The 17,752-nt window shown below is 62.5% G+C and carries 21 protein-coding genes; 9 read left to right on the forward strand and 12 right to left on the reverse strand.

Features of this window, described 5'->3' with window-relative positions; all coding sequences use genetic code 11:
- Nucleotides 1–21: 21 nt before the first annotated feature.
- From cimA to cysS, 7 genes are all read right to left on the reverse strand, one after another.
- Nucleotides 22–1,644 (reverse strand): citramalate synthase, encoded by a 1,623-nt coding sequence (gene cimA, locus LB555_RS20090; protein WP_224683577.1) that lies wholly within the window; start codon nucleotides 1,642–1,644, stop codon nucleotides 22–24.
- Nucleotides 1,641–2,591 (reverse strand): prolyl aminopeptidase, encoded by a 951-nt coding sequence (gene pip, locus LB555_RS20095; RefSeq protein ID WP_224683578.1) that lies wholly within the window; start codon nucleotides 2,589–2,591, stop codon nucleotides 1,641–1,643. Before pip ends, cimA begins: the two co-directional genes overlap by 4 nt.
- The gene (locus LB555_RS20100) at nucleotides 2,588–3,064 is read right to left on the reverse strand and encodes a GFA family protein (RefSeq protein ID WP_224683579.1); all 477 of its coding nucleotides are present in this window, start codon (nucleotides 3,062–3,064) and stop codon (nucleotides 2,588–2,590) included. The genes pip and LB555_RS20100 overlap by 4 nt, the downstream gene beginning before the upstream one ends.
- Nucleotides 3,061–3,552, reverse strand: coding sequence for a GFA family protein (locus LB555_RS20105; RefSeq protein ID WP_015318547.1), 492 nt, complete (start codon nucleotides 3,550–3,552; stop codon nucleotides 3,061–3,063). Before LB555_RS20105 ends, LB555_RS20100 begins: the two co-directional genes overlap by 4 nt.
- Before the next feature lie 6 nt (nucleotides 3,553–3,558).
- Nucleotides 3,559–3,945 carry a VOC family protein gene (locus LB555_RS20110; protein ID WP_015318548.1) on the reverse strand — a complete coding sequence of 129 codons (387 nt, stop codon included), beginning with the start codon at nucleotides 3,943–3,945 and terminating at the stop codon, nucleotides 3,559–3,561.
- Nucleotides 3,942–4,346, reverse strand: coding sequence for an endonuclease domain-containing protein (locus tag LB555_RS20115; RefSeq protein WP_224683580.1), 405 nt, complete (start codon nucleotides 4,344–4,346; stop codon nucleotides 3,942–3,944). The genes LB555_RS20110 and LB555_RS20115 overlap by 4 nt, the downstream gene beginning before the upstream one ends.
- 280 nt (nucleotides 4,347–4,626) lie before the next feature.
- Entirely contained in the window at nucleotides 4,627–6,078 is a 1,452-nt protein-coding gene (gene cysS / locus LB555_RS20120) for a cysteine--tRNA ligase (RefSeq protein ID WP_224683581.1), read from the reverse strand.
- A 414-nt stretch (nucleotides 6,079–6,492) separates the two neighbouring features.
- Between cysS and LB555_RS20125 the strand changes: the two genes are divergently transcribed.
- Nucleotides 6,493–6,648 (forward strand): hypothetical protein, encoded by a 156-nt coding sequence (locus LB555_RS20125; RefSeq protein WP_015318552.1) that lies wholly within the window; start codon nucleotides 6,493–6,495, stop codon nucleotides 6,646–6,648.
- A 75-nt stretch (nucleotides 6,649–6,723) separates the two neighbouring features.
- Here the strand turns inward: LB555_RS20125 and LB555_RS20130 are convergent, their stop codons facing one another.
- Nucleotides 6,724–7,485 carry an SOS response-associated peptidase gene (locus tag LB555_RS20130; protein ID WP_140618466.1) on the reverse strand — a complete coding sequence of 254 codons (762 nt, stop codon included), beginning with the start codon at nucleotides 7,483–7,485 and terminating at the stop codon, nucleotides 6,724–6,726.
- A 128-nt stretch (nucleotides 7,486–7,613) separates the two neighbouring features.
- Between LB555_RS20130 and LB555_RS20135 the strand changes: the two genes are divergently transcribed.
- From LB555_RS20135 to LB555_RS20150, 4 genes are all read left to right on the forward strand, one after another.
- Nucleotides 7,614–8,036, forward strand: coding sequence for an NUDIX hydrolase (locus LB555_RS20135; protein ID WP_224683582.1), 423 nt, complete (start codon nucleotides 7,614–7,616; stop codon nucleotides 8,034–8,036).
- Between the two features lie 129 nt (nucleotides 8,037–8,165).
- Entirely contained in the window at nucleotides 8,166–8,540 is a 375-nt protein-coding gene (locus tag LB555_RS20140; protein WP_015318555.1) for a TIGR02301 family protein, read from the forward strand.
- A 351-nt stretch (nucleotides 8,541–8,891) separates the two neighbouring features.
- Complete coding sequence (locus tag LB555_RS20145) at nucleotides 8,892–9,149, forward strand: hypothetical protein (protein ID WP_015318556.1); 258 nt, start codon at nucleotides 8,892–8,894, stop codon at nucleotides 9,147–9,149.
- 70 nt (nucleotides 9,150–9,219) lie between these two features.
- The gene (locus LB555_RS20150) at nucleotides 9,220–10,005 is read left to right on the forward strand and encodes a hypothetical protein (protein ID WP_015318557.1); all 786 of its coding nucleotides are present in this window, start codon (nucleotides 9,220–9,222) and stop codon (nucleotides 10,003–10,005) included.
- A 214-nt stretch (nucleotides 10,006–10,219) separates the two neighbouring features.
- Here the strand turns inward: LB555_RS20150 and LB555_RS20155 are convergent, their stop codons facing one another.
- Both LB555_RS20155 and LB555_RS20160 read right to left on the reverse strand, forming a co-directional pair.
- Complete coding sequence (locus LB555_RS20155; RefSeq protein ID WP_015318558.1) at nucleotides 10,220–10,414, reverse strand: hypothetical protein; 195 nt, start codon at nucleotides 10,412–10,414, stop codon at nucleotides 10,220–10,222.
- An 83-nt stretch (nucleotides 10,415–10,497) separates the two neighbouring features.
- On the reverse strand, nucleotides 10,498–11,823 hold the full coding sequence (locus LB555_RS20160) for a dihydroorotase (RefSeq protein ID WP_224683583.1): 1,326 nt from the start codon (nucleotides 11,821–11,823) through the stop codon (nucleotides 10,498–10,500).
- 82 nt (nucleotides 11,824–11,905) lie between these two features.
- On the opposite strand from LB555_RS20160, the gene LB555_RS20165 reads away from it, so the two are divergent.
- From LB555_RS20165 to LB555_RS20175, 3 genes are all read left to right on the forward strand, one after another.
- A complete protein-coding gene (locus LB555_RS20165; protein ID WP_015318560.1) occupies nucleotides 11,906–12,766 on the forward strand; it encodes a YgfZ/GcvT domain-containing protein in 861 nt (286 codons plus the stop codon).
- The gene (locus LB555_RS20170; RefSeq protein WP_015318561.1) at nucleotides 12,766–13,401 is read left to right on the forward strand and encodes an HD family hydrolase; all 636 of its coding nucleotides are present in this window, start codon (nucleotides 12,766–12,768) and stop codon (nucleotides 13,399–13,401) included. The genes LB555_RS20165 and LB555_RS20170 overlap by 1 nt, the downstream gene beginning before the upstream one ends.
- Nucleotides 13,402–13,466: 65 nt before the next feature.
- Nucleotides 13,467–15,608 carry a putative bifunctional diguanylate cyclase/phosphodiesterase gene (locus LB555_RS20175; RefSeq protein WP_140726432.1) on the forward strand — a complete coding sequence of 714 codons (2,142 nt, stop codon included), beginning with the start codon at nucleotides 13,467–13,469 and terminating at the stop codon, nucleotides 15,606–15,608.
- 15 nt (nucleotides 15,609–15,623) lie between these two features.
- On the opposite strand, the gene LB555_RS20180 is transcribed toward LB555_RS20175, so the two are convergent.
- Complete coding sequence (locus tag LB555_RS20180) at nucleotides 15,624–16,514, reverse strand: fatty acid desaturase family protein (protein ID WP_224683584.1); 891 nt, start codon at nucleotides 16,512–16,514, stop codon at nucleotides 15,624–15,626.
- A 111-nt stretch (nucleotides 16,515–16,625) separates the two neighbouring features.
- Here LB555_RS20180 and LB555_RS20185 point away from each other — a divergent pair, with 111 nt between their 5' ends.
- Complete coding sequence (locus LB555_RS20185; RefSeq protein WP_140791794.1) at nucleotides 16,626–17,543, forward strand: LysR substrate-binding domain-containing protein; 918 nt, start codon at nucleotides 16,626–16,628, stop codon at nucleotides 17,541–17,543.
- A 15-nt stretch (nucleotides 17,544–17,558) separates the two neighbouring features.
- Here LB555_RS20185 and LB555_RS29325 read toward each other — a convergent pair whose 3' ends face one another.
- Nucleotides 17,559–17,732, reverse strand: coding sequence for a DUF3303 domain-containing protein (locus tag LB555_RS29325; RefSeq protein ID WP_246671945.1), 174 nt, complete (start codon nucleotides 17,730–17,732; stop codon nucleotides 17,559–17,561).
- Between the last annotated feature and the right edge of the window lie 20 nt (nucleotides 17,733–17,752).

Here is a 17,752-nt window from a genome sequence, read left to right on the forward strand (position 1 = left end):
ACTTTCGCTGATGGTTCAAACTTACTCCGCCGCCACCAGCCCCGCCATCTCGCGATTCTTCATCAGCTTGTAGACGATCGAATCCATTAACGCCTGAAACGAGGCGTCGATGATGTTTTCCGAGACCCCGACCGTCCACCAGCGCGCACCGGTACCGTCATGCGATTCGATGAGCACGCGGGTGATGGCCTCGGTGCCGCCATTGAGGATACGCACCTTGAAGTCGGCAAGCTCGAGATCCGCGATCTCGTTCTGGTATCTGCCGAGATCCTTGCGCAGCGCAATGTCGAGCGCGTTGACGGGACCATGGCCCTCGGCCACCGACATCTTCTCCTCGCCCTCGACCAGCACCTTGACCACTGCTTCCGACACCGTCTTCAACTGGCCATTGGCATCGAAGCGGCGTTCAATCATGCAGCGGAACGAGGTGACGTGGAAGAATTCGGGCAGGCCATGCAGCATCTTGCGCGCCAGGAGTTCGAAGGAGGCGTCGGCGCCCTCATAGGCGTAGCCCGAGGCCTCACGCTCCTTGACCACCGATATCAGGGCGTCGAGCCGATGGTCGTCCTTCGGCACATCGATGCCGCGCCGCTTCAACTCTGCGAGGAAATTGGCCTTGCCGCCCTGGTCGGAGACCATGACGCGGCGGCGGTTGCCCACGGCTTGCGGCTCCACATGCTCATAGGTCGCCGGCTCCTTGGCCAGCGCCGAAGCGTGGATACCCGCCTTGGTGGCAAAGGCGGACGAGCCGACATAGGGCGCCTGCGCTTCCGGAGCGCGGTTCAACAATTCGTCGAAGGCGCGCGACAGGCGCGAAATGCCGGTCAGCGCTTCGGCTGAGATTCCCGTCTCGAAGCGGTCGGCGAAAGCCGGCTTCAGCGCCAGTGTCGGCAGGATCGAGATCAGATTGGCGTTGCCGCAACGTTCGCCGATGCCATTCAGCGTGCCCTGGATCTGGCGCACGCCGGCCTCGACGGCGGCAAGGGAATTGGCCACCGCCTGGCCGGTGTCGTCATGGGCATGGATGCCGAGATGCTCGCCCGGAATGCCCGCGGCGATAACCTTCTCGACGATTGCCCGCACTTCCGAGGGCTGCGTGCCGCCATTCGTGTCGCAAAGCACCACCCAGCGCGCACCGGCGTCGTAGGCCGTTTTCGCACAAGCGAGCGCATAGTCCGGATTGGCCTTGAAGCCGTCGAAGAAATGCTCGCAATCGACCATCGCTTCCTTGTCCGAAGCGACCGATGCCTCGACGGAGACTTTTATGGAGTCGAGGTTCTCCTCGTTGGTGCAACCGAGCGCCACGCGAACGTGGTAGTCCCAGCTCTTGGCGACGAAGCAGATGGCGTCCGATTTCGATTGGACAAGCGCCGCCAGCCCCGGATCGTTAGAGGCTGAGACCCCAGCCCGCTTGGTCATTCCGAACGCAACGAATTTTGCGCGTGCCGTGCGCTTCTGCTGGAAGAATGCAGTGTCGGTCGGATTGGCGCCGGGATAACCACCTTCAACATAGTCGAAGCCGAACTCGTCGAGCAGTTTGGCAATCGCGATTTTGTCCTCGACCGAAAAGTCGATGCCCGGCGTCTGCTGGCCGTCGCGGAGCGTGGTGTCGAAGAGATAGAGGCGCTCGCGGCTCATCGTCATTTGCCCGCAAACTTGTCCGTCGCGCGGATCAGCCGGTCGAGGATGCCGGGCTCCGAATAGGCATGGCCGGCGCCTTCGATCAGATGAAAGTCCGCCTTCGGCCAGGCCTTGTGCAGCGCCCAGGCGTAGCGCGCCGGGCACGGCATGTCGTAGCGGCCGTGGACGATGGTGCCGGGGATGTCCTTGAGCTTCCCGGCATCGCGGAGCAACTGCCCCTCCTCGAGCCAGCCGGCATGGACGAAATAGTGGTTTTCGATGCGGGCGAAGGCGACGGCATAGTCGTCCTCGCCAAACGGACCGCTGGTTTCGGGTTCAGGAAGCAGCGTGATCGTCTCGCCCTCCCACAGGCTCCAGGCGCGGGCGGCCTCGATCTGCGCCTTTCGGTCGGACCCGACCAGCCGCTTGCGGTAGGCGGCCATCATGTCGCCGCGCTCGGCCTGCGGGATCGGCGCCAGGAAACGCTCCCATTTGTCGGGGAACATCTCCGAGACGCCGAATTGATAGTACCATTCGAGTTCGGCGCGGGTCAGCGTGTAGATGCCGCGCACCACCAGTTCGCTGACGCGATCAGGGTGTGTCTCGGCATAGGCGAGCGCCAGCGTCGAGCCCCAGGAACCGCCGAACACCAGCCAATTGTCGAAGCCGGCCATTTCGCGCAGTCGCTCGATGTCGGCAACGAGATGCCATGTCGTGTTGGCCTCCAGCGAGGCGTTCGGCGTCGACTTTCCGCAGCCGCGCTGATCGAACAGGATGACGTCGTAGAGCTTGGGGTCGAACAGCCGCCGGTGTTTTGGCGAGATGGTGCCGCCCGGTCCACCATGCAGGAACACTGCCGGCTTGGCGCCCTTGGTGCCTGACCGCTCCCAATGGACCATATGGCCGTCGCCGACATCGAGCATCCCCGAGTCGAACGGTTCGATTTCCGGATAGAGGGTGCGCAAGCTCATATTTTCAGGCCCTGTTGCGGCCAGTTGGCCGTTTCGTGATCGGGGTGTTGGAAGGAGATGATTTGCTCCTGCCGCGCGTAATAATCGGGATCCTGGTGGACAGGCTGGTCGAAGATCGTCTCGACCCAAGGCAGCCGTGCCGCATAGTTGACCTGGATCCGCGGCGCCAGATCCGAGCGGTCGTCGAAGGCGCCGATGGCGATCTCGAGCCCGCCGGGCTGCCGGTAGGTCAGCGGCGTGCCGCAACGGGCGCAGAAGCCGCGATCGATGTTGACCGAAGACTGGAAATAACTTGGTTCTTCATGGGTCCATTCGACGCCCTCCTTGGGTACCGTCACCAGCGCGCCGAAGAAGGAGCCGAACTGTTTCTGGCACATGCGGCAATGGCAGATGGACGCACGTCCCAGCGCCCCCTTGATGCGGAAGCGCACGGCGCCGCATTGGCAGCCGCCGGTTCGGACAGTTTCGGTCATGGTCTTTCCTCCGGCGGCCATTGGTCGGTGTCGTGGTCGGGATGCTGATAGGAGACGAGCTCGGCGAGATAAGGAGCCGAGCCGATATCCGCCATCGTGTCCTCGCCCGGCAATCGCGGAATGGAATCCACATAGGGCAGTTTTGCTTCCGTGCCCCACTGGATGGTCGGCGCGATACCAGCCGGATCGTCGAAGGCGGCGATCGCCAGAGCCATGCCGTCGGGCGCCTCGAAGGTCAGCGGCGTGCCGCATTCGGCGCAGAAACCGCGCCATACGACATTGGAGGAACGGAACCGCTTGGGTTCGCCGCGCGTCCAGTCGACCTTGGCGCCGCGCACCGAGACCAGCGGCAGGTAGAAATTGCCGCTGGCCTTCTGGCACATGCGGCAGTGGCAGACCGAGGCGTCGCCGAGCGCGCCTTCGACGCGGAAGCGCACCGCACCGCACTGGCAGCCGCCTGTGTAGACTGGCCGGTTGTCGAGGCTCATCGGTTTTCACTCCGGATCATGGCAGACCGCCTCGACATTGTTGCCGTCGGGATCGAGGACGAAGGCGCCGTAATAGTTGGGGTGATAGTGCGGACGCAGGCCCGGTCCGCCATTGTCCTTACCGCCGGCTGCAAGGGCGGCGGCGTGGAAGGCGTCGACCTCGGCGCGGCTGCGCGCGGTGAAGGCGACGTGCTGATGATCTCGGGGCTTTTCCCTGGCCGCGCTCAACCAGAACACCGGCCGGTCGCGGCCATAGCCGCCGACCTTGGCGCCACCAGTGTATTCCTGCGGCACCATATAAAGCAGCGAGCCACCCAGCGGCGCCATCGCCTTGTCGTAGAAAGCCTTGGAGGCATCGAAATCGGAAACGGTGATGCCGAGATGGTCGATCATGAAACGAGTTCCTCCGTTGCTGGTTCCGGCACGTTGGCGCCGGCCAGACCGGCCGCGATAACGATGTGCTGGCAGACATTGTCGATATCGCGGATCACGTCGTCATTCCAGAAGCGCAGGATAGTCCAGCCGCTGGCGCTCAGATAAGCGCTTCTTGCCTGATCGCGTCTTGAATGTTCCGCGCCGGCATGCTGGCTGCCGTCAACTTCAACTATCAAACGATGGGCCGAGCAAGCAAAGTCAACGATATAAGGCCCAATCAGCACCTGCCGCCGAAAGCTCATTCCCATCAGCCGGTGAGCACGCAACTCATTCCAAAGCTTCAGCTCGGCATCGGTCATCACGCGCCGCATGGATTTTGCGTTTTTGCGCTGACGGGACGGAACGAGATCGTGCCCCATCAAACACCCCTTCGCCGGCAATTAGCGAAATCGGCGACGAGAGCTGATCTCCCCCCTTGCGGGGGAGATGCCCGGCAGGGCAGAGGGGGGTGCTGTCCCGCCGACCTATCAGCTTGCGACCACTGCCTTCTCAATAAATGTTTGCAGCGAGGGTGAACAAACGGAAACGCCGGTGTTCCGTCACACCCCCCTCTGTCCTGCCGGACATCTCCCCCGCAAGGGGGGAGATCGGCTGTCACCGGCGCCCCCGCCAAAACCGCAAAGGTGCCTGGCGCCACCCTCACCGCTTCACCTCCCACGTCGTCACGCGCTCGCCGGTGACCGGGTCCTTGCCATCCTTCAACTGCACGCCCTTGGCCAGAAGTTCATCGCGGATGCGGTCGGCCTCGGCCCAGTTCTTGGCGGCGATGAACTGCAGGCGCCTGGCGATGGTTTCCGCAATCGCGGCCTCGTCGACCTTGGCCGCGCCGACGTCGAAACCGAGGAACGCGAGCGAGGTTTTCAAGGAAGCCGCGGCGCCATTCTCGCCAGCGCCGCTGAAGTCGGTTGCCTCACCGGCAAGCTGGGTCAGTTGCTGGAAGGCCGCGTAGGTCGCAAGATCATCCGACAGCGCCTCCACGACTTCCGCCGGCACCTGGCTTCCCGCAGCCGGCGCCAGGTCCGACGCGCGTTTCCATTTGCGTAGCGTGTTCTCCGCCTCCTCAAGCTTGCGCACGGAAAAGTCGATCGGCTCGCGGTAGTGCGTCATCAGCATCGCCAGCCGCAGCACCTCGCCAGGCCATCTGCGGCCGCCGAAGGTCTCGGTCTCGAGCAATTCGTGGATCGAATAGAAATTGCCGAGGCTCTTCGACATTTTCTGGCCCTCGACCTGCAGGAAACCATTGTGCATCCACACATTGGCCATGACATCGGTACCGTGGGCGCAGCGCGACTGGGCGATCTCGTTCTCATGATGCGGGAAGATCAGATCGAGGCCGCCGCCATGGATGTCGAAGACCTCGCCGAGATAGGCGGCCGACATGGCCGAGCATTCGATATGCCAGCCGGGCCGGCCCCTGCCCCATGGACTTTGCCAGCCGGGCTCTTCCGGCGATGACAGTTTCCACAGCACGAAATCGCCGGCGTTCTTCTTGTGGGCGTCGACGGCGATGCGGGCACCGGCCTGCTGCTCGTCGAGATTGCGCTTCGACAATTGACCATAGTCGGGCATCGAGGCCGTATCGAACAGAACTTCGCCTGCCGCGACATAGGCATGGCCGCGGTCGATCAGGCTTTTAATCAAAGTGATCATATCAGCCTTGCCGTCGGCGCGGGGTTCGACGAATTCGGTGGCGCGCGGTTCGACCGTCGGCTCCAGGCACCCAAGCGTGGCGACATCCCTGTGGAACTGGTCGGCCGTTTTTTCGGTCACCCGTCGGATCGCTTCGTTGAGCGAAAGGGTTCCCGAAGCGATCTCGCCGCCGAAATCGCGCAGCGCCCGCGCGTTGATCTTGTCGTCGACGTCGGTGATGTTGCGCACATAGGTGACGTGCGTCTCGCCGTAGAGGTGGCGCAATAAGCGGAACAGCACGTCGAACACGATCACCGGCCTGGCGTTGCCGATATGGGCGAAGTCGTAAACGGTCGGGCCGCAGACATACATGCGCACGGCAAGCGGATCGATCGGCACGAAGCCCTCTTTCGTGCGCGTCAGCGTGTTGTAGAGGCGCAGGCCCTTTGATGCGTCAGACATTCCATGCTTCCCGTTCAGAACTTCTTGTCTGGATGGAGCCAGCCCAGCGCCGAGGCGCAAATCAGGTTCCAGCCTGCTGGCCGGGGCGTTTGTCCACTCTGGGGAAGATGAGGCGAAAACGTCCGGACCAGCGCGAGGCTAGCCAATAATGCAAATGCCACAAATGGCGAACGACGTTTTCATCGGCGGCTTTATCGCCCTGACCAGTGTTGCCGTCAAGTCGCTGATCCCGGGAAAAAGGTAGCGAGGGCTGGCAAACGCATCGCCCGATCGCGCGGAATCAGTCAGTGAAACATTTTATTAAACATGTCGGCACAGTCATGAAACATTCGCCGGCTAGATCACCACGCGTCACGATTTGGTCGGAATCAACCAGCAAACGCAGACACGGAAATGTTACCAGGGAAGAGAAACATGCCTCGAAGCAAGCAGGAAGCCAACCGCGCCAAGCAACCGGCGCTGGCCAACCACTATCGCGCAATCGGCCCGGCCGCCATCGTCGCCGCCCTTCTTCACACCGCCAAGAAGAAGAAGCCGGCGCAGAAGATCGTGTCGCCTCGCGCTGCCTGAGATGACGCGGCTGGCGCAATCGCCGACGATGAGGGCGAGAACAGGCGTCCTGAACTTAGACTTCGACCGGCTTCGCTAGAACAGCGTCATCTGACTGTCGTCCGCGCCAGGTTTCTGGCGCCTGACCTTCTCGGGTTCCGGCCCGATTTCGCCCCTCTCTTGAATCTCCGGTCCAGTGTTGGCAACCTTGTTGACGAGGTCGGAGACAGGGATCGCCTCGAAGAAATCGGGCTGCGCCGGCCGCAGCAAATCGACGACATCGCGCGGTTCGAGCGTGCGGCAATCCAGCCAACGGGCAAAGTCAGAAATATCGACCACCACCGGCATGCGGTCATGGATATGGGCGAAATCGGCGTTGGCGTTGACGGTCAGGATAGCGCCGGTGTCCATCTCCGAGCCACCGGGCTCGGCATAGGTTTCGATCAGACCTGCAAAGGCGATCAACCCGCCATGCCTGGGCCGGATCCAATAGGGTTGCCCCTTCTTGCCTCCGGTCTGCCGCCATTCGTAGAAACCGGATGCCGGCACCAGCGCGCGGCGATGGCGCATGGCGGCCTTGAACGAGGCCTTCTCGATCGCACCTTCGGAGCGCGCGTTGAACAGCAGCGGAAACTCCCTGGTGTCCTTCACCCAAGCTGGGATCAGGCCCCAGCGCACCAGCATCGGCTGCCGGTCCGGCAGATTGGAGCCTGGGGCTCGCGGCACGCCAGCGGTCACCATCAGGACCGGCTGTGTCGGTGCGATGTTGTAGCGGGCCGGGAAATCCTCCAGCTCCGCAAGGCTCAGCAAGGCAGCGGTCTGGTCCGGCGTGGCGGTCAAGGCAAAACGTCCGCACATGATCGATTGTGTCTTTCGAATAGTTCGGTGTTGAAAGTGGCGATCGAACCGGCGTTGCGCAACCGCTAAAGCTTGCCCATGCTGTCGGTCCACAAAAGAGCTGTCTCGAATGAGTTGATTAGGGATCGATGAACACAGCACGCAAGGTACTTCTGGCCGTGTCGGTAGCCGTCGTGCGCGGCGACACCGTACTCTTGGTCAAGCGGGCGCGTTCGCCGTCGCAAGGGCTCTACGCTTTTCCCGGCGGTAAGGTCGAAGCCGGCGAGACGCTGGAGGACGCGGCACGGCGTGAACTGATGGAAGAGACCGGCTTGCGCGCCGCCGGCTTTCGCCCGCTTCGGGAAATCCACATCGACGGCAGGCAAGACAGCCACCCGGTCGATTATCTCCTCACGGTCTTCGGCGCCACCTATGCTGGTGGCGAGGCCGAGGCCAGCGACGACGCCGAGACAGCCGCCTTCTATACACTCAAGGAGATGACCCTGCTGCCGCTCGCCGGCTCGGTGTTCGCGGTCGCCGAGGAACTCCTCGGTCCCGTTCAAGCCCGCTGACGCAGCACTGAAAAACCGCCTTGCAGGCGACAAATTGTTTCGTCACAAGGCTTATGTTGTCTCGCCAGCCACGACGTCTCAGGCCATCAGGCAGACCACAAGGCCTAAGCCGTCAGGCAGAGAAGGTTTATGAACCGTCCGTCAGTGCTCCTTGCCATTTGCCTTGCCGTCAGCGCGGTCGTCCCGGCGCGGCCTGCCTTCAGTGCCGAGTCGCCGTTCGAGCCGGGGCTGATGCGATTGGCGGAAGTTCTCGGGTCGCTGCATTTCCTGCGCAATCTGTGCGGGGAGAAGGGCGACCAGTGGCGTGGCGAGATGGAAAAACTGCTCGATTCGGAAAACCCGGACCCAGAGCGCCGCGCCCGCTTCATCGCCAGCTTCAATCGCGGCTACCGTTCCTTCGGCACTTACACCCAGTGCACCGCTTCGGCCACTGAAGCCATCAGCCGTTACATGAAAGAAGGCGAGACGCTGTCGCGCGATATCGCCTCGCGGTATGGCAACTGAGCATTCATCAACAGATATCAGGCCCGCCGCCAGGGATCTCGATATATCCGGCTTGTCGCCGCCCACATCTTGGTGCAATTCTGATGTTGCACTTCTGCAACAGCGTTAATCAAACGTTATCACGCGAAGGCGCAATTAACTCAAACTGAAGGTTTTCGCCCCGCAGGCCAGCCTAATCGGCTAAGTTTGATCCGGGTTGAAACGCAGCTTCGCCAAACACACTTGGCCCCTGTAAATGACGATCAAAAAAATGTCGTATTTACAGATACTTACTTGGAGCTGCCTATGAATGTAACAGATCAAGCCTGATCCACACTGATGGGTTGCCGCTTGGAAGGGTGGACATCGCTTATGGAACATGCTGCCAACGACATCGACGCGCTGGTCAGGGAAGAGAAGCGCCTGACGGCGGTTGAGAGCCACAGCGAAGCCTGGGCGGAAGGCCTCTCGGCCGGCATTGAGCCAGAAATCATCGCCGAGGCGGCCCTTGAGACGGCATTCGGTGAAATGTTGCGCGCCAACGGCGAAACCTCGGCCCTTGCCCTGCTCGACCGCATGCGCGAGAAGGTGATCGCAGGCGCCTTCGAACCTGAGCGGCTGCGGCACTGAACCGATATCAGGTTCTCTGACGATCGAATGCCGTTCGGGCGTCATGCCCGGAAGTAGGGAGATACGGGCAGTGAATTTTCCGATGTCAGGCAAGCCGAAGGGCTTGGGCCTCTACATCCGCCTCGCTGCTTGCTGTGCCGCGGTTACCTTCACGACTTGCCTGGCCAGCAGTCCGGCTCATGCGCTGAGCGAGATCAAACGCGAAGAGCTCCCCGCTCCAGCCACACCGTCGGACGACGATGTTTCGCCGCCCGGAAGCACGATTCCCATGCCTGACCCGGTGGGAACGCCGCCTTCGACAAGCCAGCCGGCCGCTCCCGACGCCGCTGAGCCGGACAGCCCATCGGATGGCGGCAGCAACAGGCCGCGTGTCGATCCCGAGGCACCTCTGCCGGAAGTCGTCTATGATCTCGGCAAGCTGCCCGAGCCCGTGCGGCGCATGCATGACTTGATCATCGAGGCCTGCAAGAGCGGTGACATCGAGAAGCTCAGGCCTTTGATCGGCAAGGGCGACAGCATGACCCAGCTGTCGCTGGCCGACATCGACGGCGACGCCATCACCTTCCTCAAGGGGCTGTCCGGCGACCCTGATGGCCAGGAGATCCTGGCCATTCTGGAGGAAGTGCTTTCCGCAGGCTACGTCCATGTCGATGCAGGCACGCCACAGGACCTCTATGTCTGGCCGTATTTCTTCGCGCTGCCGCTGGACAAGCTCGACGCCAAGCAACGGGTCGAGCTGTTCAAGATCGTCACCGCCGGCGATTTCGACGACATGAAGCAGTTCGGAGCCTACATCTTCTATCGCGTCGGCATTACGCCAGCCGGGCAATGGACCTTCTTCGTCGCCGGCGACTGAAGGCCCCCTGGTTGCGCCAGGATGCGAACAGCATCGTGGACGATGTTGCTATTTGAGCGGGCCGGCAGGTTTTGCACTGACGTCGGCATCCGGGCAAATGCGAATGCTTTCGTTTCGAAGAATCGAAATAGCACCGCTAGCGTACGCGACGTGTCCGGATTGATGTTGCAGATACGATGCAAAAAACAGCCCGGGAGGACAATTCAGCCGGCAGTCAGAAGGATACCTGACCGAATTCCCTGGCGAGATTCTGGATAAGCAATTTCTCGCGCGTCGTAAGCCGTGTCTGATCGACAAAGCGCCAATTGCGCTCGTACAACGCAAATGCTTCGTTGGCCGGGATCAGTCGCGCGACATCGCGATTCCACAGGAGCGCTTGCAGCTCTGGAAACTCGGCGGGGTCAATCATAGGCGCGACATGTGTCCGAATGATGCCTTGAACATAATGCGGAACGCTTAAAAATCAAAGACGTGACGCACAGCCACAGGTGGCTAACCCGGCAGCGCCTCGGAAAACTCCACCGCCGTGCCCTGGCCTGGCGTCACGATTTCGCCGTCCCACATAATGCGCTGACCGCGAATGACCGTGCCGACCGGCCATCCCGTGACCTGCTTGCCGTCATAGGGGGTCCAGCCGGCTTTCGTGCCGGCCTGCGCGTTGGTGATGGTCTCGCGCCGCTTCATGTCGACAATGGTGAAGTCGGCGTCATAGCCGGCGGCGATGCGGCCTTTTCTGGCCATGCCGAAGATGCGCTGCGGGCCATGGCTGGAGAGATCGACGAAGCGCTGCAGGCTCAGCCGGCCGGCGTTGACATGGTCGAGCATGATCGGCACCAGCGTCTGCACGCCGGTCATGCCCGACGGCGAGGCCGGATAGGGTTTTGCCTTCTCGGCCAGCGTGTGCGGCGCGTGGTCGGAGCCGAGCACGTCGACGATGCCTTGCGCTATGCCAAGCCAGACGCCGTCGCGATGGCGTTTGTCCCGCACCGGCGGGTTCATCTGGATCAGCGTGCCAAGCCGCGCATAGTCGTCGGCGCTCAGCGTCAGATGGTGCGGCGTGGCTTCACAGGTCGCAACATCCTTGTGCTGTTCGAGGAACAGGATCTCCTCGGCGGTCGAGATGTGCAGGACATGGATGCGGGCACGAACGGCGCGCGCGATGCGCACCAGCCGCTCGGTGCAGCGCAAGGCGGCGATCTCATCACGCCAGACCGGATGCGATGACGGATCGCCCTCGACGCGCTCGTCCAGGCGCTCGCGCAGCCGGAACTCGTCTTCCGAATGAAAAGCGGCGCGACGGCGGGTATTCCTCAGGATCGAGGCGACGCCTTCATCGTCCTCGACCAGCAGGTCACCGGTGGACGATCCCATGAAGACCTTTATTCCCGCAGCCCCCGGCAAACGTTCGAGCTCGCCGACGTCCCTGGTATTGTCGCGAGTACCGCCAACCCAGAAAGCAAAATCGCAATGCATGCGGCCGCTGCCGCGCCGGACCTTGTCGGCAAACGTTGCCTCGCTGGTGGTCAGCGGATTGGTGTTGGGCATTTCGAACACGGCGGTGACACCGCCCAGCGCCGCGGCCCGCGAACCCGTTTCCAGGTCTTCCTTGTGTTCCAGTCCCGGCTCACGGAAATGCACCTGGCTGTCGACGACACCGGGCAGGATATGCAGGCCCCGGCAGTCGATCGTCTCGCCAGCCGATGCCTGGCGCAGATCGCCGATCGCGGCGATGCGCCCGCCCTTCACGCCGATGTCGCGTGGCCCCTCGCCGTCATGATTGACCACTATGCCGCCTGTCAGGATGAGGTCGTAGGTCATGGTGATGCTCTCTTGCGGGGGGAGTGTCAGCGGCTTACGTAATGGCCAACCGTTTTGCAAGATCAGGCTTTTAATCCGCCCCATGCCCTTTGCCCTGCTGAAAGACCGCGCGCTCATCACCGTCTCCGGCCCGGATGCCGAGCATTTTCTGCAGAACATCCTGACCACCGATCTCGATACGCTTGGCAATGGCGAGGCAAAGCCGGGCGCGCTTTTGACGCCGCAAGGCAAGATCCTGTTCGACTTCCTGATCTCACGGGCAGGCGAAAACGCCTTCCGCATCGAATGCCGTGCCGATATTTCAGACGATTTCATTCGCCGGCTGATGCTCTACAAGCTTCGCGCCAAGGTCGAGATTGCGAAGTCGGGACAGGCACTTGTCACTGTCGCCTGGGGAAAAGAGTCAATCGCCTCAGAAAGTGATTCAACCGCGCTTGCCGACAGGCGCTTTGGCGACGAAGGCGTCACGCGCTTCCATGCCGGCACCGCGGACGGTGGCGACATTGGCGCGTGGCAGGCCTTTCGCATTGCCCACGGCGTCGCCGAGAGCGGGGCCGACTATGCACTTGGCGATGCGTTCCCGCATGACGTGCTGCTCGACGAAATGGGCGGCGTCGGCTTCAAGAAGGGCTGCTATGTCGGCCAGGAGGTCGTCTCGCGCATGCAGCATCGAGGCACCGCCCGGCGGCGCGTGCTCATTGTCCAGGCTGGGCTTCCCCTGCCCTCTGCGGGTGCCGAGCTAACCGTCGGTGGGCGGCCGGTCGGCACGCTCGGCTCGAGTGCTACCGTGACAGGGCTCGCCATCGCCCGCATCGACAGGGTGAAGGCGGCGCTCGATGCCGGCCAGCCGATCCTGGCGGGTGACGTACCGGTGACGCTCATCATCCCCAGTTGGGCCAAATTCAGCTTTCCGCAGGAAATCGCCGGCGCGGAGGAAGCCTGATGGCGGCAGACCGCGCCGGTGCGCCGCCACGGGCATGGCAGCGTATGCTGTCCGGCCGCCGGCTCGACCTTCTCGACCCTTCGCCGCTCGACATCGAGATCTCGGACATCGCCCATGGGCTTGCCCGCGTCGCCCGCTGGAACGGCCAGACCAGCGGCGAGCACGCCTTTTCGGTTGCCCAGCATTCACTGCTGGTCGAGGCACTGTTCAACGAGCTGGTGCCCAAGGCTTCGGCCGACGACCAATTGGCGGCGCTGCTGCACGATGCGCCCGAATATGTCATCGGCGACATGATCTCGCCATTCAAGTCGGTGATGGGCGGCAGCTACAAGGACTGCGAAGTGCGCCTGCAGCGCGCCATCCATCTGCGCTTCTCGCTGCCGCCGGAACCGGGTGCGATCCTGCGCAAGGAGATCAAGCGCGCCGACCAGATCGCCGCCTATTTCGAGGCGACGCTGCTTGCCGGGTTTTCGACCGCCGAGGCGACCGAGTTCTTCGGCCGGCCGCGCGGTTTTTCCGCCGAGCGCTTCGACTTCGCGCCACGCTCGGTGACCTCAGCGCAGAATGCGTTCCTGAAGCGGTTTTCGGCGATCGAGAAGTCGCGGCATCACGTTCCGACGTCCGCGCTAGGATAGAAAACGCTAAATTAACCGGAAGCGTCAACAGTGTGGTGTTCGATCAAGCATCGCAGGGGCGCCTCATGCCCGTCGTGGATGTCAAGGGTGGTTCGGTCGTCCCGGAACGGGCGGCCGGAGGCATGGAACACCCGCGCCGCATGCAAGATGAGCTGCGCGAGCAGAACGAACGCTTTTCAGCTGCTGTCGAAAACATGTCGCATGGCCTGTGCATGTTCGACGCCGACGAGCGCATGATCATCTGCAACGGCAATTATATCAACATCTTCCGGCTCGACGCCAAAGTGGTACGGCCAGGCATTCGCTTCGTCGACATCCTGCGGCACAGCGTCGATATCGGGGTTGCCTCGCAAAGCGCCGAAGAACTCTACGCCATCCGCAAGCCCTATATCGACCAGGCAAAACCCTCAACTTACGAGGAGACGCTGTCTGACGGCCGCATCATCAACATCTCGCACCGTCCGCTTGCCCTGGGTGGATGGGTTTCGATCTACGAGGACATCACCGAAAAGCGGCGCGCCGAGCAGGATCTCAAGGAGCAGCATCGCCGTTTCGACGCGGCACTCGCCAACATGTCGCAGGGCCTGCTGATGTACGACGCCGACGGCAAGATGATTGTGCGCAACAGGCGTTTTCTGGAGCTCTATAACGTCACTGCGGAGGACTTCCCGCTTGGAACGACGCACCGCAACGCACTCGAACGATTGCTGGAACTCGGCATCTACATGAAGATCGACGTCGACAGCGAAGTCGCCAAAACCGAAGCCTGTCTGGCGGCGGCAAAGACGCATTCGGCCTACCGGCATCTGACCGACGGCAGGACGGTTCTGGTCACACGCCGGCCGATGAGCGGCGGCGGTTGGGTGGTGACTTTCGACGACGTGACCGAGCGCCGCCGGACCGAAGAGCGCATGACCCATCTTGCGCATCACGACACGCTGACCGGACTGCCCAACCGCTCGAAGTTTCGCGAACGGCTCGATCTTGCGCTGGAGGACGCGGCAGCCAAGCCGTTGGCGATCTTCTCGCTCGATCTCGACCGCTTCAAGGCGGTCAACGACACCTGGGGACACCCCGCAGGCGACTGGCTGCTGAGAAGCGTAGCCGAGAGGTTGCGGCATTGCGTCCGCAACGAAACAGACATCGTCGCCCGCTTCGGCGGCGACGAGTTCGTCGTCATGCAGTTCCATTTCAAGGGCATTGGCGATGCCGAAAAACTGGCAAAGCGCATCGTCGAAGCAATCGCAAAACCATTTAGAGACAAGAGCCGGGACATGCATGTCGGCATCAGCATGGGCATTGCCGTTTTCCCCAACGACGGCAGGGACGCCGACACGCTGCTGAAAAACGCGGATACGGCGCTCTACCGGGCGAAGAGCGAAGGACGAAACCTGTATCGCTTCTTCGAGCCCGGAATGGATGCTGTCGTGCAGGCCCGCAGGGCGCTTGAAGTGGACCTCGAGGCAGCACTGCCGCGCCAGGAGTTCGATCTCCATTTCCAGCCCATCATGAACATCACTTCCGGCGAGATCACCGGCGCGGAAGCCTTGATGCGCTGGCATTCACCAGGGCGTGGCACTGTCGCGCCGGACGACTTCATCCCGGTCGCCGAAGAGACCGGGCTGATCGTGCCGCTCGGCGAGTGGGCGCTGAGGAAAGCCTGCGCAGAGGCCGCAAGCTGGCCACCCGGCCTACGCATTGCGGTCAATGTCTCGGCCGTGCAGCTCAAAAGCAACGGGTTTGCCCGCGGGGTGATCTCGGCGCTGGCTTTTTCCGGCGTTCCGGCTGGACGGCTGGAGCTGGAGATCACCGAAACCGTGCTGATGGACGAAAGCAAGGCCGTGCTGAAAACGCTGCGCCAGTTGCGTGAGCTCGGCATCCGCATCGCCCTGGACGATTTCGGCACCGGCTATTCCTCGCTCGGCTACCTCAGGCGTTTTCCGGTCGACAAGATCAAGATCGACCGATCATTCATTCGCGACATGGGCAACCGCGACACGGCGGCCATCGTTCGGACCATCATCGGGCTGGGTGCCGAGCTTGGCATCGTCGTCACGGCCGAAGGCGTCGAGACGGAGGCGCAACTCGACATGCTGCGCGACAATGGCTGTGTCGAGGCGCAAGGCTATCTGATCGGCGTGCCGTCAAAGCCGGCCGACATCCAGCGCCTGCTGAAGTCGCGTACGACACGCAGCCAGACCGGCTGATGACGTCAGCGCAAGTCAGCGCAGCGTTTCCAGGTATTTCTCATGGAAGCTGACATAGCCGGGCTCGACCACCTTCAGATGCCGCTCGATCAGCGCATGAAACCGCGGCAATTGGTGAAACGGAACGCCGGGATAGGCATGATGCTCGGCATGGAACGGCATGTTCCAGGCGAGCTTGCGCACCGCCCAGCTGGTCAGCGTCGTCCTGGTGTTTTCCAGCATGTTGGCCACCAGCGGGCAACGACCGTGCTCGGCCAGCAGATAGAGGCGCAGGAATGGCTGTCCGAGCAGAGCGGGAGTGATCCAGACATAGAAGAGCACGGTGAGACGGAAATGAACGGCGAGCAGAATGAGGACAGCGTAGAAGGCAATCATGGCGCGCGCCTCGGCCCGCACCTTGCGTCGGCCTTTCGGCGGTACATAGCTCTCCTGACTACCGCCAATCGCATTGGCGTAGAGTGTCTTGAGATGGCCCCACCATACCGGAAGCCCAGAGACGTGGACAATGTACTGCCGCAGGGTTTCGGGCTTCGGGAAGGCAAGCTCGGGGTCGTTTTCGGGATCCTGCGTGTACCGGTGGTGAGCGAAATGGAAGTAGCGGAACCAGTCGGCCGGCAGCGCGATGGCCAGGCTGCACAGCCGCGCCACGCCGTCGTTCAGCCACTGTGTTTCGAAAGCCGTGCGGTGCGCCGTCTCATGCAGCAGCGTGAACAGGAACACGATCAGGATGCCTTGCGGCAGCATCAGCAACGGCCAGAATGGGACCTCGGCCGCGATCAGCGATCCAATGAAGATAATCGCACCCAAGTGAGTGCCGAGCTGGAACAGGCCCGCAACATCGGACTTCGCCGTCAGGCGGTTGCGCTCTTCCGGTGTCAATGAGGCGATAATGTCGCGATGGTCCATCGGCTTCGATCCAGGCTGAAGAATGATGAAGCCATTCTAGTCGACGAAAAAGCTTTCCAGAAACGACGATTTCTGCGATTTAGATAAGCTTACCTTACCTATTTAGCGATCATGGCCACATCCCCATCCCTGAAAGGACTTCAGGCTTTCGAGGCCGCGGCGCGCACGGGCAGCTTTACCGCGGCGGCGGAAGAGCTTTCGGTTTCGGCCGCCGCCGTCAGCCAGCTTATCCGCACCGTGGAGGTGCAGATGGAACGCAAGCTGTTTCATCGGATCAACCGCCGCGTTGTCCTCACCGAGGCCGGCGTGGAAATGCTGCCTCGGCTGACCGTGGCCTTCCAGGAGATCGGCAGCGTCTCTCGCGAACTGGGCGCCGATGCATTCCGCCCGCGCCTGGTGGTGTCGGTGCCGCCATCCATGGCCATGGGCTGGCTCTCGCAGCGCCTCGCCGGCTTTGTCGCAAGCCACGGCGCCGCCGACATATCGCTCCGGGGCGATGACGACCCGGTGTCGTTCGACCGCGAGTTGATCGACATCAGGCTTTCCTATGGTCCGCATTATCGCGAGCACCCGACCGAGGAGATCGCCAGGGACGCCGTCTATCCCGTCTGCGCGCCAGGGCTTGCCGGCATCACCAAGGCGGGCGGCGAGCCGCTCGCCGGGCTGCCGCTCATCCACACCGACTGGGGGCCGACAGGCGCATCGTTTCCGTCCTGGCCCAACTGGTTCGAGGCCGCGGGTGCTCACCCTGGCCGAGCGGCACGGCGCGGCCTTTCGGCCAATTCGTCGCGCGCGGCCCTCGACCTCGCCATTTCGGGGTTGGGCGTGGCGCTGGCGCAAGGGATTTATTGTGCCGAAGCCGTGGAGGACGGCAGGCTGGTCCGGCCGGCCGGCGGCGCGATTGCATTGCGCCAGCCCTATTGCCTGACGGTTCCAGAGCGAAGCGCAAGCCGCGATGTCGTGGCCGCGTTCCGCGATTGGCTGGTCAACCGATGCCAACGCGCGGTTGGCTCGCCGGCGCTGCGCTGACCGGGAGGGAGATGGTCAGAGGTGTCCGCTCAAGGCCGCCACCATGTCCTTGCTGGTCGCCACGGGCACGATCTCGAACTCGACCAGATCAGCCCATTCGATGACCCAGCGCTGCAGCGACGTGACATCATCGGTCTCCACCAGCAGGAAACAGCGGCTCATATCAGCCGCGATCCAGCTGTGATGCACGACAAGCTCCTCCGGCTTCA

Origin of the sequence: Mesorhizobium sp. BR-1-1-10 (genome assembly GCF_020165595.1) — a bacterium.
In the GTDB taxonomy this organism is placed as follows: domain Bacteria; phylum Pseudomonadota; class Alphaproteobacteria; order Rhizobiales; family Rhizobiaceae; genus Mesorhizobium; species Mesorhizobium australicum.

Excerpts from the sequence above, each read along its gene's own strand:
- cimA (WP_224683577.1), bottom strand. The coding sequence starts at position 1,644 with ATGACGATGAGCCGCGAGCGCCTCTATCTCTTCGACACCACGCTCCGC.
- pip (WP_224683578.1), bottom strand. The coding sequence starts at position 2,591 with ATGAGCTTGCGCACCCTCTATCCGGAAATCGAACCGTTCGACTCGGGG.
- LB555_RS20100 (WP_224683579.1), bottom strand. The coding sequence starts at position 3,064 with ATGACCGAAACTGTCCGAACCGGCGGCTGCCAATGCGGCGCCGTGCGC.
- LB555_RS20105 (WP_015318547.1), bottom strand. The coding sequence starts at position 3,552 with ATGAGCCTCGACAACCGGCCAGTCTACACAGGCGGCTGCCAGTGCGGT.
- LB555_RS20110 (WP_015318548.1), bottom strand. The coding sequence starts at position 3,945 with ATGATCGACCATCTCGGCATCACCGTTTCCGATTTCGATGCCTCCAAG.
- LB555_RS20115 (WP_224683580.1), bottom strand. The coding sequence starts at position 4,346 with ATGGGGCACGATCTCGTTCCGTCCCGTCAGCGCAAAAACGCAAAATCC.
- cysS (WP_224683581.1), bottom strand. The coding sequence starts at position 6,078 with ATGTCTGACGCATCAAAGGGCCTGCGCCTCTACAACACGCTGACGCGC.
- LB555_RS20125 (WP_015318552.1), top strand. The coding sequence starts at position 6,493 with ATGCCTCGAAGCAAGCAGGAAGCCAACCGCGCCAAGCAACCGGCGCTG.
- LB555_RS20130 (WP_140618466.1), bottom strand. The coding sequence starts at position 7,485 with ATGTGCGGACGTTTTGCCTTGACCGCCACGCCGGACCAGACCGCTGCC.
- LB555_RS20135 (WP_224683582.1), top strand. The coding sequence starts at position 7,614 with ATGAACACAGCACGCAAGGTACTTCTGGCCGTGTCGGTAGCCGTCGTG.
- LB555_RS20140 (WP_015318555.1), top strand. The coding sequence starts at position 8,166 with ATGAACCGTCCGTCAGTGCTCCTTGCCATTTGCCTTGCCGTCAGCGCG.
- LB555_RS20145 (WP_015318556.1), top strand. The coding sequence starts at position 8,892 with ATGGAACATGCTGCCAACGACATCGACGCGCTGGTCAGGGAAGAGAAG.
- LB555_RS20155 (WP_015318558.1), bottom strand. The coding sequence starts at position 10,414 with ATGATTGACCCCGCCGAGTTTCCAGAGCTGCAAGCGCTCCTGTGGAAT.
- LB555_RS20160 (WP_224683583.1), bottom strand. The coding sequence starts at position 11,823 with ATGACCTACGACCTCATCCTGACAGGCGGCATAGTGGTCAATCATGAC.
- LB555_RS20165 (WP_015318560.1), top strand. The coding sequence starts at position 11,906 with ATGCCCTTTGCCCTGCTGAAAGACCGCGCGCTCATCACCGTCTCCGGC.
- LB555_RS20170 (WP_015318561.1), top strand. The coding sequence starts at position 12,766 with ATGGCGGCAGACCGCGCCGGTGCGCCGCCACGGGCATGGCAGCGTATG.
- LB555_RS20175 (WP_140726432.1), top strand. The coding sequence starts at position 13,467 with ATGCCCGTCGTGGATGTCAAGGGTGGTTCGGTCGTCCCGGAACGGGCG.
- LB555_RS20180 (WP_224683584.1), bottom strand. The coding sequence starts at position 16,514 with ATGGACCATCGCGACATTATCGCCTCATTGACACCGGAAGAGCGCAAC.
- LB555_RS20185 (WP_140791794.1), top strand. The coding sequence starts at position 16,626 with ATGGCCACATCCCCATCCCTGAAAGGACTTCAGGCTTTCGAGGCCGCG.